The organism is Ensifer sp. R1-3 (genome assembly GCF_056739175.1).
This window is the reverse complement of record NZ_CP096516.1, coordinates 1,348,462-1,364,911: the sequence shown is the minus strand read 5'-3', so window position 1 is coordinate 1,364,911 and position 16,450 is coordinate 1,348,462. Positions and strand designations below refer to the sequence as shown.

The following is a 16,450-nucleotide window of genomic DNA, read 5'->3' as shown; positions in this document are numbered from 1 at the left end:
CAAGGGGATGGGGAAAGCGGATGTATCGGCGCAGCGAGCCCGAGGGACTGGGATTACGCCTTGAAAGGCGACATCAGCGCCTTCGCTCGGGCGGAGGGTCGTTGCTCGACCTCGGGCCCGCGGTAACGGAAGAGCCCGCTGCTAACGAGGAGGCTCCCGCCGAGGCGGAGGATGGCACCTCCGCCCCCGTGGTGGATATTCCCGTCCCCGCCCATCAGGCGCGCGCTCTCGAGAAGCAGCCTTCCCCCGTCGCGGATTTCTTCCCGCAACTCCACCTCCTGGGCAGCATCGGGGTCAATGACCTCATCGGGTGGCTGCGCAACGGCGCCCGCTGGATCGTGCTCGCGCTCGTCCTTTCGGTTGCCGCCGCCTTCGCCTATGCGGTGACGGCTACGCCGCGATACACGGTCTATACCGACCTCGTCGTGGACCCTTCCAATCTCAACGTCGTCAGCGACGACGTCTTTACGACCAATCCGCAGCGCGACGCGCAATTGCTGGAAGTCGAAAGCAAGCTCCGGATACTGACCTCGCGCAACGTCCTCCAACGCGTCATCGGCGAGATGCGGCTTGCGGACGACCCCGAATTCGTCAGGCCGACATTGCTCGACTGGCTGAAGGCGCTCATCGCCCCGCGGGACGCCGAGGCGGACAAGGAATTGGCGGCGATGCGCGCCTTGTCCGAGAGGGTCGAGGCGCGCCGGGAGGAACGCTCCTTCGTCGTGATCCTGAAGGTGTGGAGCGAGGAACCGGCCAAGGCAATCGCCCTCTCGGACGCGATCGTCGAGGCTTTCGAGGCGGAACTCTTCCAGTCGGCCGCCGAGAGCGCCGGCCGGGTAGCGCAAAACCTGAATGAACGACTCGATGAGCTGCGGCGCAACGTCACCGAAGCGGAGAAGAGGGTCGAGGATTTCCGGCGCGACAACGGTCTGCAATCCACCAATGGCGAGCTCGTCAGCAACCAGCTTTCGAGCGAGCTCAACACACAGGTCCTCGACGGTCAGCAGCGCTTCATCCAGGCGGAAACGCGTTACAGGCAGATGAGCGCGGCTGTTGCCGAGGGCCAGACCGCCAGCGCCTCGGTGTTCGAGTCGGCGAACATGACCAATCTGCGCCAGCAGTATAACGCCTTGCAGCAGCAGATCGGCTCCATGCAGCTTACCTATGGCGAGCGACATCCGCGGCTCGTTGCCGCGCGCTCGGAGCGCACGACGCTGGAAGCCGCGATGAAGGATGAAGCCCGCCGCATTCTGGAGCGCGCGAAGGCCGACTTCGACCGGGAGCAAAAGGCGCTCGATGCACTCCGCGGCAAGGCGGATGACGAAAAGTCGAACGTCTTCACCGATAACCAGGCCCAGGTGCAGCTTCGTGACCTCGAACGCGACGCGCGCAGCAAGGCGGCGATCTACGAAACCCATCTGGCACGCGCGCAGCAGATCACCGAACGCCAGCAGATCGACACCACGAACATTCGCGTCATCTCGCGTGCCCTGCCGCCCAATGCGCGAAGCTGGCCCCCGCGTACCTTGATCCTGCTGATCGGCGGCGGCCTTCTGGGTCTCGCAATCGGCATTGCCGCGGCACTTGCCCTCGGCCTCTGGAAATTTCTTCGCGGCAAGACCCACGTGGCCGCCTGAGGAGCCCGGGAGATGGATCGCGCGGGCTACGGAGAGGTCGAGCCGACGAATGCGGTGAAGGCGCGTGTCGGCACCGTGCTCTTCATGGCGATCTTCCTGTTCTTCTGGATCTCCATCAATCCCTTCGTGGATCTGACAGGCGAGGCGGTGCTGGACCCTTCCGCCGGCAATTCCAACCGGCTGAACCAGATCATCTCGCTCCTGCTTTTCACCGGCATGCTCGGCTACGGCCTGGTGCACCCTTTGCGCGAAACGATCCTGCAGCCGCGCGCCGTGCTGGCGATCCTCTTTTCCTGGTTCATCTTCGTTTCGCTGGTTTCGGCGCATCCGATGCTCGGCATCAAGGGTGCGATCCTCGCGTTCATGGTCACCGTCAATGCCAGCGTCTACCTGTTGTTGCCCGCCTCGGAACGCCACTTCGCCAAGATGCTCGGCATCGGCATCCTCATCATGCTCGCCGTCGCCTATTACGGCATCGTCTTCGAGCCGCAGCTCGCGATCCATCAGGCGTCAGAACTGCGCGAGCCGATGAATGCCGGCCTGTGGCGCGGCCACTTTCCCCACAAGAACAGCGCCGCGGCCGCCATGGTGATCGCAGCCTTCATCGGCCTTTACGTCATGAACACCTGGTCGAGATTTGCCGGGATCGTCATCGTCGCGCTGTCTTTCGTCTTCCTCGTCAACACCGGGGGCAAGACGTCGACCGCGATGCTGCCGGCCATTCTGCTGCTCGCGCTCATATTCGAGAAGGTGCGCTTTCTTCGTATCCCGATTGCCGTCGGTGGCGTCGGTCTTTTCAATCTCTTCGCGGTGGGCTCCGCCGTCTTCGCCCCGCTCGGCGATTTCATCAGCGGGCTCGGCATCGATGCGACCTTTACCAATCGCGCCGATATCTGGCGCTTCGCCTTCGGCGCGCTCGCCGAACAGCCTCTCACAGGCTATGGCTTCAAGGCCTTCTGGCAGACGGAAGAACTGGTCTATAGCGGCGGCTCGGTCGAGACCTGGGCCGTCGCTGCCGCCAACGGTCACAATTCCTATCTCGACATTGCCCTGATGACGGGCTTCCCGGGCCTTGCCCTGACCCTGATCTGGATCCTTTTCCTGCCGCTTAGAAAGATCGCCCGCATTGCTCCGGAGCGCGAGCATTCGCATCTGACGAGGCTGTTCGTACGCATATGGCTCTACACGATCTTCAACGCCGGCCTCGAAAGTCTCTTCTTCGAGGGGGGGAGCCTTCTGTGGTTCACATTCATGGTCGCACTCTATGGACTGTCGTTGCAGTCGAGCGCGGAACTGGCGGCTGCTCCCGCGCGCGCTCGCCAGGGGAGGGTAGCGCATGCTTGAGAAGCTGAGTGGGTTCGGTCCGCTTGTCGACAGGCTGGCGAACCGGGCGATCTGGAAGCTGGCTGGAGCCCGGCGCGAGTTGGAGACGAAGGTTCCGCTCGTCTCCTTCACCTTCGACGATGTCCCCGACAGCGCGCTTGGCGCGGGCGCAGCCATCCTCGAGAAGTATGGAGTCCGCGGCACCTTCTATATAGCGGGCGGGCTTGCCGGGCAGGTGGAGCCGGATCGAAGCCTGATCACGCCCGAAGGGTGCAGCGAGTTGCTCGCGCGCGGACACGAAATCGGCTGTCACACCTTCGCCCACCGAAGATTGCGCGAAATTGCCGGGCTCGGCGCCGATCTCGACCGCAATGCCGAGTACCTGAAGGGCGTCGGCGTCTCGCCGGCGGCATCGAATTTTGCATTCCCCTACAACGCTGCCTGGCCGTCGGCACGGGCCGAGCTCCGCCGCCGCTACCGAACCTGCCGGGCAGGGGGCGAGGATATCAACCGCGGTACCGTCGACCCGATGATGCTCAAAGGCGTCGAGATCCGCCAGCCGGAGGATGGGGCGCGCGCGCTGACGCGCTGGATAGACGATGTCGCCGAGCGTCCCGGCTGGCTGATCTTCGTCACTCACGATATCGCCGCGCAGCCCACAAACTACGGCTGCACCCCCGACACCTTCGATCATCTGGTCCGCTACGCCGTCGAAAAGGGATGCTGCATCCTTCCGGTCGACAGCGCCGCTGACCGGATCGGTTGGTAAGGAGGCTCTGGTGACCGGGAAGCGCCTTCTTGCGATCAACAACTATTTCTACCGCCGCGGCGGAGCGGAGGCCGTGTTCTTCGACCATATGAGCATGTTCGGCGAGATCGGCTGGGACATCGTTCCCTTCGCCATGCACCACGAACTCAACGAATCCTCGCCCTGGTCGGATTATTTCGTTTCGGAGATAGAATACGGCCGCCGCACCGGTCTCCTGCGCAAGGCCGTCCAGGCGGCGAGCGTCATCTATTCGCTCGAGGCGCAGCGCAATCTCGGCAGGCTCATCGACCGCGCCCGCCCTTCGGTCGCCCATGCGCACAATGTCTATCATCACCTGTCGCCGGCGATCTTCTCGACCCTGAAAGCCGCCGGCATTCCGGTGGTGATGACGGTCCACGACCTGAAGCTCGCCTGCCCCTCCTACAAGATGCTGCGGGACGGCCGGGTATGCGAGGACTGCCGCGGCGGCAGGGTCTACAATGTCCTGCGCCATCGCTGCGTCAAGGGTTCGGCCCCTCTGAGCGCGGTGGTGCTCGCCGAAACGGTGCTGCACCGCTTGCTCGGGCTCTACCGCGACAAGGTGGACCGGCTGGTCGTGCCAAGCCGATTCTATCTGGAAAAGCTCGCCGAATGGGGCTGGCCCCGCGAGAAGATGGTTCACATCCCCAATTTCGTCGATGTCACGGCTCTTTCCGGTGATTGGCAGGAGGGCGATTATCTCGCCTTTGCCGGCCGCTTGGCGCCGGAAAAGGGCCTCGGGACCCTGATCAGGGCGGCGGCTTTGTCGAACCAGCGGCTGGTCATCGCCGGCACCGGTCCGGAGGAGCAGACCCTTCGCAGCCTCGCGGCCGAGCTCAAGGCGGACGTGACCTTCGCCGGCTATCTCTCGGGCGAGAAGCTGCACAGGCTGATCGGCGAGTCCCGCGCGCTCGTGCTCCCGTCGGAATGGTACGAAAACGCCCCCATCAGCGTGCTTGAAACCTACGCGCTCCAGCGCCCGGTGATCGGCGCGGCGATCGGCGGGATTCCGGAAATGGTCAAGGAAGGCGAGACCGGTCTGCTTGCGGCTCCAGGAGATGCCGGGGACCTCGCCAGGGCCCTGCGCGAAATGGCCGCCCTTTCGCCCGCGGAACGCGCCCGCATGGGGGCGGCCGCCCGGTCCTGGGTCGCGAGCGAATTCTCCGCCGCCGCCTACCGCGAGAGGACGCTCGATCTTTATGGGGCGATCGGCGCGGCCTGAGGCTTCTCATCCGATCCTCATCCCTGTGCCCTTCACCGGAATCCAGCCAGCCCAAGTCCTTGGGCTGAAAGAACTCTTCCCCCGCCACAGACGCGGCGCTGCTGGATCCCTGTGACAAGCACAGGGATGACGGAGGCATGCATCCGTCCAGGCCATTTCGCAATCGCCACCCATCGCCGTCTGATTTTCGGTCAGACCTCTACGAATCTAATGACCTTCTTACCGGGATGGTAAGTGTTCTGCTCGTAAAAGATGCGAATTGGGTTATCGCTGGGGCGCAACAACCATGAGCAGAGCATCGGGAGTTTCCCGAGATCGACCTTCGGCAGGGCCGGATGCCCCGGCAATGCCGGGCGGCGCAACCGCGAGCATGCCTGCAAGCGTCTATCGTGAACTGCCGATCGAGCGCCGCCGCGTGATGATGCTCGGGCTTCGTGGCATTCCGAACGTTCAGGGCGGCGTCGAAAAGCACGTGGAGATGCTCGCAGGCAGGTTGATCGCGCATGGTTGGGATGTCGAGGTGGTCGGACGCCGGCGCTATCTTGCGGTTCCTGCGCCGCATTCCTGGAATGGAATTCGCGTCACTCCCCTGTGGTCTCCACGTATGATGGCGCTCGAGGCCATCGTCCATACCTTCCTCGGTGTATGCTATGCGGCGCTGCGGCGCCCGGATATCCTGCACATCCATGCCGTCGGCCCGGCGCTCCTGGTACCGCTCGCCCGGCTGATGCGCCTGAACGTCGTCGTGACCCACCACGGCTACGACTACGACCGACAGAAATGGGGGGCTTTCGCCAGAAGGATGTTGCGAGCGGGTGAACGCATGGGCATGCGGCTCGCGCAAGGCCGCATCGCAATCTCCAGGGATATCGCCGACACGATGGGCGAACGCTATCGCGTACCGGTGTCTTTGGTGCCGAATGGCGTCACCGTTTCGCGCTCCAGCAGCGAAACCGGCATTCTCGGCGAATTCCGTCTGACGCGACGGCGCTATATCCTGCTTGCGGCGCGGCTTGTTCCGGAGAAGCGGCAGATCGATCTCATCCAGGCATATGCAAAACTTGGAAATAGCGGATTCGATCTCGTGCTTGCGGGCGGTGCGGAATTCGCGGGCGTCTACGAAGAGGAGGTACGGGCGCTGGCCAGCCGCGTGCCGGGCGTCGTCCTGACGGGGTTCCAGACCGGCGATCGCCTGGCGGAACTCTTCGGCAATGCGGCGCTCTTCGTGCTGCCGTCGAGCCACGAAGGCATGCCGATCGCGCTTCTGGAGGCGATGGCCCATGGCCTCCCGGTTCTGGCAAGCGACATCGTTGCCAACCGGCAGCTCGGCCTGCCCGCCGGCGATTATTTTCCGCTGGGGAACGTCGACGCGCTTTCCTCTGCCATCGCCGAAAAGATCGCCAATCCCCCCGACGAACAAGAGGTGCTCGCGCAGACCGAGCGCGTCGAAGCCGTCTATAGCTGGTCGAGCGTGGCACTGAAGACGCTAGACGTTTACCGGGCCGTGACGAAATGAATGTCAGGCGCATCGCATCCGTTCTTGCGTGGCTCCTTCTTGGCGTCATTGCCTATTCGACCCTCTCTCCGCTCGATCTGCGCCCGCACATGGGCAGCTCGGTGCAGATTGAACGTTTCGGGGCATTCGGGCTGACGGGTCTCATGTTCGCGATCGCCTATCCCCGGCACGTGCTCGCCGTTCTGGCGGCTATGCTCGCGGCGGCAATCGGGCTGGAACTCACGCAGATGCTCGCCGCCGACCGCCATGCCCGGTTGATAGACCTTGCGGTCAAAATGGCGGGGGCCGGCTGCGGTGTCGGCGCCGGTTGGCTGCTTGTCAGCCTTTTGCCCGGTTCCAGCCGAAAATCGCGGGCATGAACCGAAGCGCATACTACCGCGGATAGATTTTCGCTGCACGATTTTGGGGGCTCTCTTGACCATATCCATCATCATCAAGACATTGAATGAAGAGAAGCGGATTGCCGCAACCGTCGAGAGCGCGCTTGCGGCGCTTCAGGACACGGGCGGCGAGGTCATCATCGCCGACAGCGGCTCCTGCGACCGCACGGTCGAGATCGCCTCGCAATATCCCGTCATCATCGCACAGATCGCCCCGCCCGCGCGACCGAGCTGCGGCATCGGCCCGCAGCTCGGCTTCCAGCATTCCCGTCATGATTACGTCTGTCTCATCGACGGCGACATGCTGCTCGACGCTGCCTTCCTCAAAGACGCCGTCCGCTTCCTGGCCGACCATCCGACTATGGCGGGCGTTACCGGACATGTGGAGGAGATGTACATCTCGAATCTCGAATTCGCGCGCCGCGTCAGCCGCAATGCGCCCGAGAACCGGACGGGTCCGATCGACCGCATGAACGGCGGCGGGCTCTACAGGCGTAGTGCCATCGAGGACGTCGGTTACCTCTCGGACCGCAACCTGCACGGCTACGAGGAATTCGACCTCGGCATTCGCCTCAGAAGTGCCGGCTGGAGGCTTTACCGGCTCGACCGCCGTTTCGTCCAGCACTTCGGCCACACGGTCAATTCCTACCGGCTGCTCGTTCGCCGCTGGAAGACCAAATATCTCTACGGGATCGGCGAGCTACTGCGCGCTTCTCTCGGCAAGCCCTATTTCTTTCAGCTTCTGCAGGAACTGCCGGAGCTGAAACTCTGGGGTCTCGTCTATCTCTGGTGGCTCGCCTGTCTCGGCCTGATCCTGCTGCTGCCTGATACACTCCTGGCCCTCGCCGCCGTCTGCGCGAGTTTCGCGGTCGCCGTTCTTGCCGTCAGCTTCCGAAAAGGCGGCCTCAGCATGGGTCTCTATACGGTCGTCGCCTGGTTCTTCCATGCGGCGGCCCTTCCTGTAGGCTTCCTGCGAAGCCGGCGGCTGCCTGCCGAGCCGATCGAAAGCACGATCCTCGGAAAGCCCTCTCTCGGGGAATCCTCTCTCGGTGAACCGGCCCTCGGAAAGACGGCATGAGGAGGCGATCGCTCGCGGCGGCGCTGCTTTGCACCTGGCTTGCCCCGGCCACAAGTGCCTCCGAATGGGTGCCGGTTCGCGAGGTCTCGCTCGAAGTCCGCTCCGGCAGTCCGCTCGATTTCTCGTCCTTGCTGCCGAACGCTTCGATCGACGCGGATAGCCGCCTCGTCGCAGGTCCGGATGGCCGGCTGGCCTTTGCCAGGGCGCCGGAACAGCCGGTCAGAATGCTATGCGCGTCGCTCGCCTGGAGCCCGGCTTCGGGCGGTTTTCCGGACCATGACGGCGCCGAGCGCTATGCCCGCCAGCTTGCGATGCACGGATACAACATCGCCCGGCTGCATTTTGTCGATGCCAGCCTGATGTTCGGCAGGCAGAAGGATTTCGATTTCGATCCGGAGACGCTGGATCGCATCCATTACCTGCTGGCGGCGCTGAAGCGCAACGGCATCTACTGGATCATCGACGGGCTCTCGTCCCCGCGCGGCTCCTATGGCGGCCATGACGACCGATGGGACGCCAACGGCGATCTCAAGCTCCGGCTGCATCTCGACGAAGATGCCGTTGCGCACTGGAGCAAGCTGCAGGAGAAGTTTCTCGCGAGCGTCAATCCCTATACGGGGACGGCGACCATCCGTGACGACGCGCTCGCGCTGGTGATCCTTGCCAATGAAAACGGCATCGAATTCGACAGCGTCGTGCATGAGCGGCCCGAAAGGCCCGCCTATGACGAGGCGTTGGCGAAACCCTTTAACCGCTGGCTTTCGGCCCGCTACGGATCGACGGAAACGCTCGCGCGTGCCTGGGGAGATCTCGGCGCCGACGAGCGGGTCGAAACGGCAACGGTGAGGCTTCCCGCCAACCGCTACGCCGACGGTCCGCGCATGCGCGATCTTCAGGCCTTCTTCGTCGAGACCGAGCGCGCTTCTGCCGCACGCATGAGCGAGGTCCTGCGCGGTCTCGGTTATCGCGGCCTGATCAGCACCTACAATAATTGGCCGACGGTGCAGGCCGCACTCAGCCGGCGCGATCTCGGCGCCGTGACGATGAACACCTATCACGATTGGGTCGGCGGCTATTCGCCGGGCAGCGCCCTGACGCAGGTGAGTTCGCTTGCCGACGGCGCCAACTACATGCGCATGATCGCCGCGGCGCGGTGGCTCGGAAAGCCGTTTATCGTCAGCGAATACGACCATCTCTTCTGGAACCGCTATCGCTACGAGGCAGGGCTGACAATGCCGGCCTACGCTGCACTCCAGGGCTGGGACGTGCTTTGCCGCCACGGCCACGGGCCGATTGCGCTCGCCTATGGCGAACCCTTTCCGCACAAGAAGGCGATGCTACCCTATGCGATTGCGCTCGATCCCGTGGCGCGCGCCGGCGAGACGCTCGGCGCACTCGTCTTTCGCCGCGGCGACGTGGCGACCTCCGCCATTACGATCCCCTTCGCCGTTCGTGGCGAGGAGGATCTCGGCGAGGACATGCAGGCCCGTGAGCCGGAGCGATTGACCGATCTGGCGCTGGTCGGGCGCATTGGCTTGCTTCCGGCAGACCGGTTTGATGGAGAAACCGGTATCACGCAACCACGCGACCGGGACGCCGGAACGATCCTTGCCGCACTCCGCGACGAACACATGCTCGCGGCCGAAAACCGCACCGATATCGCAAGCGGATTTTACGAGAGCGATACGGGACAGGTCCTCCTCGACCGCCGGGCAGGGCAGCTCCGCGTTTCGACGCCCGCTACGGAAGCTGCTGCCTTCTCCTCTCTGCGTGAGCCGATCGATCTCGGTCTCATGCGCATCGGACAGGCGGAGGGGAACAGCCTCGTGGCGCTTTCGGCCATCGACCCGGAAGGCAAACTTTCTGAAAGCCGGCGCCTGCTCCTGATCCTTGCAACCGATGCGCAGAACACCGGCATGATCTTTCGCGACAGCGAAGAGAAGGTGATCGAGGATTTCGGCGCGCTGCCGGTGAGAATTCGGAAGGGCTATGTCGATCTCGAACTGTCGCGAACCGCTGCCAGATGGAGCGTGTCGCCGGTCGGCCTCGACGGCACCGTTTATCCGCCGGTAGACAGCGGCAGCGGGCGCGTTGCTTTCCGTCTCTCGAACGACACGCCCTACGGGCCGACCACCTATTTCCTCTTGGAGATGTAGGTTCAGTCGGGGACGTTCCGATCTTATCCGACGGTTTGCGCCTGCTGGCCGGTGGCGGGCTTGACACTTTCAGCGCTCTCCGTTGCAGCATGCGGCGCCTCGCCGGCCGCATGCGAGGACAGGCCGGCGAGCTTGTGGCCTCGCTCGCGCAGCCACTGGAACACGACATAGAGCGCCGGAATGATGAAGATCCCGAGGAGCGAAGCGGCGAGCATGCCGCCGGCAACGCCCGTGCCGACCGCGCGGCGGCTGAGCATGCCGGCGCCATCGGCCGTGACGAGCGGGATCAGCCCGACGATGAAGGCGAAGCTGGTCATCATCACCGCGCGGAAACGGGTGCGCGCGCCCTCGACCGCGGCATCGACGATGGTCGCGCCTTTCTCCCGTTGGAATTTTGCGAATTCGACGATCAGGATCGCGTTCTTTGAGGCGAGCGCGATCAAGACGACGAGGCCGATCTGGGCATAGATGTCGAAGGAGAGACCGGCAACCAGCACCGCCACGAGAGCACCAGCCACCCCGACGGACACCGAAAGCAGAACCGGTATGGGGATCGTCCAGCTTTCGTAAAGCGCCACGAGGAAGAGATAGGCGAAGAGCAGGGCCAACGCCAGGATCACCGTCGTCTGGCCGGCGGCCTCGAGCTCCTGCAGCGCCGTTCCCGTCCACTCGAAGCTGTAGCCCGGCGGCAGAGTCGCGGCGGAGACCTGTTCCATAGCGGCCAGCGCCTGACCCGAGGAGATGCCGGGCGCCGGCTGCCCGTTGAGTGTGATCGAGCGGTAGTTGTTGTAGCGCACGATCGACTGCGGCCCGACGATGTAGTCCACGCGCCCGACCGAGGCCACGGGGACCATATCGCCCGCGGCGTTGCGTACATGCAACCGGGAGATGTCGTCGACCGCATCGCGATCCGCTTCGGCCGCCTGCATCGTGACTTTCCAGCTTCGGCCGAAAAGATTGAAGTCGTTGACGTAATAGGATCCGAGCGTGCCCTGCAGCGTTGCGAAAAGATCGCTTACAGAGACCCCGAGCGCTTGCAGCCGATCGCGGTCGAGATTGAGGTAGAGCTGCGGCGAGCTCGCCGAATAGGTGCTGAAGGTGGGTCCGAGCTGTGGGTTCTGATTGGCCGCGACCATCAGCCCGCCCGCTGTCGCGGCAAGCTCTGCCGGCGACCGGCCCTGCAGGTCGAGCAACTGATATTCGAAGCCCGACCCCGTCCCGAGACCGATGATGGGCGGCAGGTTGAAGGCGAAGACCTGGGCATTGCGAATTGCCGCGCCCTTGGCCATCACGGTGCCGATCGCGGCATTGACCGAGGCGGACTCGTCCTGGCGTTCGGCGAAGGGCTTCATCGTGACGATCGCGAAGGCACTGCTCGATTTGGCGATGCCGTCGAGGAAACTGTAGCCGGTGACGGTGGTGACGTTCGCCACGCCCTCGATGCCGCCGAGCATGGTTTCGACCTCGCGCACCACGGCGTCCGTCCGGTTGAAGGAGGCACCTTCCGGAAGGCGGATCTCCGCAAAGAATGCGCCCTGATCCTCGCTCGGCAGGAAGCCCGTGGGGACGATCCGGAACAGCCAGCCGCTGGCGCCGATGGCGACCGCCAGGAGGATCACGCCGATGATGGCTCTGCGCGCAATGCTTCCGGCGACATGGGCATAGCCATTGCGGGTGCGGTCGATGCCGCGCGAGATCCAGCCCAGGATGCCGCGTTTCGGGCCGTGATGCGGTTTCAGGAGGATTGCGCAAAGCGCCGGGCTGAGGGTCAGCGCGTTGATCGCGGAAATGACCATCGATACCGAGACGGCGACGGCGAATTGCTGGAAGAGCTGCCCGCTGAGGCCCGGAATGAAGGCAACCGGTACGAAGACCGAAAGCAGGACGAGCGTGATGGCGACGATTGCCCCGGTGATTTCGCCCATCGCCAGACGCGCGGCCTGCGCCGCGCTCATGCCGGGATTTTCCTCCATCACCCGCTCGACATTTTCCACGACGACGATCGCGTCGTCGACGACGATGCCGATCGCGAGCACCAGCGCCAGAAGCGAGACCGTGTTCAGCGAAAAGCCCATCGCCAGGATCACGGCAAAGGTGCCGACGAGCGCCACCGGAACGGCGATGAGCGGGATCAGCGCGGCGCGCCAATTGCCTAGAAAGAGGAAGACGACGATGATGACGAGAGCAAAGGCCTCGAACAACGTATGCTCGACATTCTCCACGCTCGCCTGCACGAAATCGGACGTGTCGTAGGAGACCGTATAGGTGAGCCCCTCCGGGAACGCCGCGGCGAGGCGGTCCATCGCCTGTTGCACGCCCTCGGTGGCGGCGAGCGCATTGGCGCCCGGCGCCTGATAGGTCCCGATCATCGCGACCGGCTTGCCGTTGATGCGGGCGGTGGAGTCGGCGCTCACCGAACCCAGCTCGACGCGCGCGACGTCGCGAATGCGGACGAACGAGCCGTCCGGCTCGGCCCGGAGCACGACGTCTTCGAACTGGGCGGGGTCGGTCAGCCGCCCCTGCGTCTGGATGTTCAACTGGAACAGCGGGTCGTCCGTCATCGGCTGGGCGCCGATGCGGCCGATCGCGGCCTGGACGTTCTGCGTCTTCAATGCGTTGATCACGTCCGTCGGCGTCAGTCCCAGATTGGTCAGCCGGTCGATGTCGAGGACGACCCGCATCGAATAGTCCTGAGCGCCGAACAGCGTTGCATCGCCGACGCCGGGCACGCGCTTGATCGTGTCGAGCACGTTGATCGTCGCGTAGTTCGAGAGGAACAGATTGTCGAATTCGTCATTCTCGCCGTGAATGGCGATCACCTGCATCAGCGAGGAGGATCTCTTCTGGACGCTGACGCCGCTCTGCTTGACTTCGGCCGGCAGCACCGGCTCGGCGAGCGCGACGCGGTTCTGTACGTTGACGGTGGCAATGTCCGGATCGGTGCCGACGGCGAAGGTGACGGTCAGAGAGTAGGTCCCGTCGGCGCCGCTCGTCGATTTCATGTAGAGCATGTTGTCGACGCCGACGACCTTGCTCTCGAGCGGCTGGGCGACCGTTGCCTCGACCACGTCCGCGCCTGCGCCGGGATAGCTCGCCGTGACGCTGACCTGCGGCGGGACGATGTCGGGAAACTGCGCGATCGGCAGTCTCGTCAGGGCGATCAGCCCCGCGAGAGTCAGCACGATGGAAATGACCGCGGCAAAGCGCGGGCGATCGATGAAGATTTCGGAGATCATCGGCTCAGCCACCCGTCGTCGTTGCGGCTACAGCGTCGACCACGATCCCCGGCCGCACCTTGCCCACGCCCTCCGTTATGACGTTCTCGCCCTCCTTCAGCCCCTTGGCGACGACGGCTTGGCCGCGGCTGGAGCGGCTGACGTCGACGCGGCGAAGCTCGACCTTGGAATCGGCGTCGACCACCATGACGAAGGCGCCCTGCTGGTCGCGCTGGACCGCCTGCTGTGGTACGGCGAGCACGTCCTGCGGATCGGACTGCTCGAGAACGACCCTGACGAGCGTGCCGTCGAGAAGGGTCCCGCCGGGATTGGGAAACTCGGCGCGAACCGTGACGGTGTCGGTCCCTTGCGAGACCGTGCTCGCGACGAAGTCTATCGTGCCTTTCTCCGGGTAGTCGGTGCCGTTCGGAAGCGTGATGCTGACATTGGCGCCGCTCGACATCTCACCCTTTTCGACGCGCTCGCGGTAGGAGAAATAAAGAGAGGTCGCGACGGGAAACTCGACATAGATCGGGTCGAGGCGCGTCAGCGTCACCAGCGATCCACTGTCCGGCGCGACGAGGGCGCCGACATCGACCGTGGTCAGGCCGACGACGCCATCGAACGGCGCGAGGATCTTCGTGTAGGAAAGATTGAGTTCGGCATTCTGCTTGCTGCCCTTGAGGCGCAGGATATCGGCCTCGGCCTTTTTCACCTGTGCGTTCGCAGTGTCGAGCGTCGCCTGCGCAACCGTATTGGTGGCGATCAACCGCTGGGCACGGTCACGTTCGAGAACGGCGAGGTCCCGTTGAGCCTCCGCTGCCGCGATCGAACCGTCGATTTCCTGCAGGGCGGCGCGATAGGCACCGTCCTCCACCTGATAAAGCACCGTTCCCGCCGAGACCTTCTGCCCATCCTCGAAATTGACCTTCTCGAGGAAGCCGGACACACGGGCGCGGATGTCGACCTTCTGAACAGCAACGACCTTGCCCGTCAGATCCACGCTTTCGCGCAGGTCCATGATCGCGGCCGGCGCCACGGTGACGGCTGGAGGGGGCTGCTGTGCATAAGCGTTTCCCGCGACGATGCCGATGGTCGTGAGCAGCCCGCATGAAAGAGCCGCAGCCAGAACTCTCGAAACGCGCATGCAATGCTCCCCTGAACGGCTTGTGTGGGACCCGCATTGACCGAGTGGGATCTCAGCACTTTCCTCGATTCAAGTCACGCCGCAATTCAAGCGGCGCAACTTCAAATTGCTCCTGTTTTTCATGCTAGCCGCACGGTGGCGAATTGGAAAGGAGATTGTGTCCGCAAATCAGTCATGTAGGACGCTTCCGCAGTTCTTCGGAGCCGGTTGCAGGCGCGCTCACGATTTGAGGTCGATCCGACCTCAAATCGGCGCGGTCTACAGGACGAAGTAGCCCTTCTGCAGCGTGACGGCGTCATCCAGATGTATGGCGAGGTCCGCTTTCCTGTCGCCGTTCACGTCGCCGTAGATGTAGGTGTCGGAGACATCCCGGACGTAACGCAACTCGCCCTTCTTGCCGCCGAAGCCGGCAGTACCGGCGAAGAGAAACGCCTGATCGCCGGCGATCGACGTGTTGGCATCAATCGCGGAAAGATCGATCCGGTCGGATTTCGGCGTAAAATCAAAGATAGTGTCGCGTCCGGATGCTGCGGCGGTCGAATCCGAGAGCGCCTTGAACACGAAGCTGTCGGTTCCACTGCCCCCGTTCAAACGGTCCGCCCCCGCGCCCGCGTAAATCAGGTCGTTGCCGGTCTCACCGAAGATCTGGTCGTTGCCCTTTCCGCCGTAGAGCCTGTCGGAACCGGAGCCGCCGTAGAGCACGTCATTGCCCGTATCGCCGTTCAGCGTGTCGTTGCCAGCATAACCCCACAGCACATTGGTGGCTTGATTGCCGGTGATCGCGTCGCCGGCCGAGCCGCCCTTGACGTTTTCGATCAGAGAGCGCGTGTCGCCACGGTAGAGCAGCGCATTGAAGACGTTTCCGGCGGCAAAGCCGCCGTTCGGGCCGCCGTCGAGCCAGGCGAGTTGGTCGATGCTGAAGGTCGAAGCCTTGCCGGGCCTGAGATCGACCTTGAGAGCGGTCGTATAGGCCGTCAGATCGTAGGTGTCCTTGCCGCCGCCGTCCCATATGGTTGCGAAGATGCGGTTGGCGCCCGGCGAGATTCCGACGGCTCCATTGACGAAAGTGGCGCCGCTGCCGGGCGTCCACTTGTAGACCGTGTTGCCGCTATTGGTCGTGAAGTCGGCACCGTACATCTCCTGCAGCGCGGCAATGTCGCCCATCATGAAGGTCTGCGGTGCACCGAACTGCTCGTAGGAATAACTCCCGCCGGTGTCGGCACCGACATATGCCCTATAGGACAGGACGGAATATTCGATGGAATCGTACTGAGCCGGTGTGGCACCGTAGACGTCCGACTCGTGGCCGTGCTTCAGCCCGAGCGCATGACCGAGTTCGTGCAGGTGCGTGTGCCATGCATAGTTCCCGGCGACCGGTTTGCGATAGTCGTTTCCGCCGTGCCGGCATAGGCTGTGCCGAACCAAATGTCTCCTGCTGCCGCATGAAGCGCAGGAAGGTAGGCATAGGAGGTCTCCGCCAGCGCCGTCTGCGCAAAGCGGATTGTCGCGGTGCCGGCACTTCCCGGCGCGAAGCTGGCATTGGTGAAGCCCTCGACGGAAAAGCCGTCATTGGCCGCCGGGCCGAAGGATTGCTCCATGGCGAACAGGGCCGCATTTTTCTGTGTCGCCGATACCGAGGTAAAGCCGAAGTACTTTTCAAATCCGTAGGCGTAGCTTTTGGCCAAAGTCGGAAACGAATAGGTAATCGTTCCGGCCCAGGCAACTCCCGTCAGCAGCGAATCGACAACGCTGTTTCCAGTTGCTTTGGCGAACTTAAGGGGCCTACCGGTACCGCTCATTCAGGATTCCCGCTATTGTTGTGTCGACTGATTAGCAATTATCGCCGACACTGGCTACTGTTAATGTAACCAGATCGATAGGATTGGAGCGGTCAGTGACATTTCGCAAAGCGGTGCAGTTGCTTGCCCTGGGATTTTTGGCAATGTCTTCGCCTGCCGCGCAAGGCGCGATGAAGCCCAAGCGGAGCGG

Annotated in this window: 10 protein-coding genes and 1 pseudogene; 8 read left to right on the top strand and 3 right to left on the bottom strand. The window is 63.6% G+C overall.

The genetic code is table 11. The features are described from left to right. Window positions 1-20 precede the first annotated feature (20 nt). The 8 genes from M1D43_RS23585 (at window position 21) to M1D43_RS23550 (ending at window position 10,099) form a co-directional block, all read left to right on the top strand. Window positions 21-1,637, top strand: coding sequence for a GumC family protein (locus M1D43_RS23585; RefSeq protein ID WP_033052978.1), 1,617 nt, complete (start codon window positions 21-23; stop codon window positions 1,635-1,637). A gap of 12 nt (window positions 1,638-1,649) precedes the next feature. Next, window positions 1,650-2,981, top strand: a complete 1,332-nt coding sequence (locus M1D43_RS23580; RefSeq protein ID WP_498814284.1) for an O-antigen ligase family protein — start codon at window positions 1,650-1,652, stop codon at window positions 2,979-2,981. After that, the gene (locus M1D43_RS23575; protein WP_014527811.1) at window positions 2,974-3,729 is read left to right on the top strand and encodes a polysaccharide deacetylase family protein; all 756 of its coding nucleotides are present in this window, start codon (window positions 2,974-2,976) and stop codon (window positions 3,727-3,729) included. Before M1D43_RS23580 ends, M1D43_RS23575 begins: the two co-directional genes overlap by 8 nt. Window positions 3,730-3,739: 10 nt before the next feature. After that, the gene (locus tag M1D43_RS23570; RefSeq protein ID WP_014527812.1) at window positions 3,740-4,969 is read left to right on the top strand and encodes a glycosyltransferase family 4 protein; all 1,230 of its coding nucleotides are present in this window, start codon (window positions 3,740-3,742) and stop codon (window positions 4,967-4,969) included. 346 nt (window positions 4,970-5,315) lie between these two features. After that, on the top strand, window positions 5,316-6,485 hold the full coding sequence (locus M1D43_RS23565; protein ID WP_027990513.1) for a glycosyltransferase family 4 protein: 1,170 nt from the start codon (window positions 5,316-5,318) through the stop codon (window positions 6,483-6,485). Continuing rightward, on the top strand, window positions 6,482-6,844 hold the full coding sequence (locus tag M1D43_RS23560) for a hypothetical protein (protein ID WP_014527814.1): 363 nt from the start codon (window positions 6,482-6,484) through the stop codon (window positions 6,842-6,844). Before M1D43_RS23565 ends, M1D43_RS23560 begins: the two co-directional genes overlap by 4 nt. A 55-nt stretch (window positions 6,845-6,899) precedes the next feature. Next, window positions 6,900-7,943, top strand: coding sequence for a glycosyltransferase family 2 protein (locus M1D43_RS23555; RefSeq protein ID WP_014527815.1), 1,044 nt, complete (start codon window positions 6,900-6,902; stop codon window positions 7,941-7,943). Next, complete coding sequence (locus M1D43_RS23550) at window positions 7,940-10,099, top strand: hypothetical protein (RefSeq protein ID WP_014527816.1); 2,160 nt, start codon at window positions 7,940-7,942, stop codon at window positions 10,097-10,099. Before M1D43_RS23555 ends, M1D43_RS23550 begins: the two co-directional genes overlap by 4 nt. 23 nt (window positions 10,100-10,122) lie before the next feature. Here M1D43_RS23550 and M1D43_RS23545 read toward each other — a convergent pair whose 3' ends face one another. The 3 genes and pseudogenes from M1D43_RS23545 to M1D43_RS23535 all read right to left on the bottom strand — a co-directional run bounded on the left by M1D43_RS23545 (window position 10,123) and on the right by M1D43_RS23535 (window position 16,260). Next, the gene (locus tag M1D43_RS23545) at window positions 10,123-13,335 is read right to left on the bottom strand and encodes an efflux RND transporter permease subunit (protein ID WP_014527817.1); all 3,213 of its coding nucleotides are present in this window, start codon (window positions 13,333-13,335) and stop codon (window positions 10,123-10,125) included. A 4-nt stretch (window positions 13,336-13,339) separates the two neighbouring features. Then, window positions 13,340-14,461 (bottom strand): efflux RND transporter periplasmic adaptor subunit, encoded by a 1,122-nt coding sequence (locus M1D43_RS23540; RefSeq protein WP_017273174.1) that lies wholly within the window; start codon window positions 14,459-14,461, stop codon window positions 13,340-13,342. A 258-nt stretch (window positions 14,462-14,719) separates the two neighbouring features. Then, a pseudogene (locus M1D43_RS23535) lies at window positions 14,720-16,260 on the bottom strand (M10 family metallopeptidase C-terminal domain-containing protein). Window positions 16,261-16,450: the final 190 nt, after the last annotated feature.

Excerpts from the sequence above, each read along its gene's own strand:
- M1D43_RS23560 (WP_014527814.1), top strand. The coding sequence starts at position 6,482 with ATGAATGTCAGGCGCATCGCATCCGTTCTTGCGTGGCTCCTTCTTGGC.
- M1D43_RS23585 (WP_033052978.1), top strand. The coding sequence starts at position 21 with ATGTATCGGCGCAGCGAGCCCGAGGGACTGGGATTACGCCTTGAAAGG.
- M1D43_RS23540 (WP_017273174.1), bottom strand. The coding sequence starts at position 14,461 with ATGCGCGTTTCGAGAGTTCTGGCTGCGGCTCTTTCATGCGGGCTGCTC.
- M1D43_RS23575 (WP_014527811.1), top strand. The coding sequence starts at position 2,974 with ATGCTTGAGAAGCTGAGTGGGTTCGGTCCGCTTGTCGACAGGCTGGCG.
- M1D43_RS23545 (WP_014527817.1), bottom strand. The coding sequence starts at position 13,335 with ATGATCTCCGAAATCTTCATCGATCGCCCGCGCTTTGCCGCGGTCATT.
- M1D43_RS23580 (WP_498814284.1), top strand. The coding sequence starts at position 1,650 with ATGGATCGCGCGGGCTACGGAGAGGTCGAGCCGACGAATGCGGTGAAG.
- M1D43_RS23565 (WP_027990513.1), top strand. The coding sequence starts at position 5,316 with ATGCCGGGCGGCGCAACCGCGAGCATGCCTGCAAGCGTCTATCGTGAA.
- M1D43_RS23550 (WP_014527816.1), top strand. The coding sequence starts at position 7,940 with ATGAGGAGGCGATCGCTCGCGGCGGCGCTGCTTTGCACCTGGCTTGCC.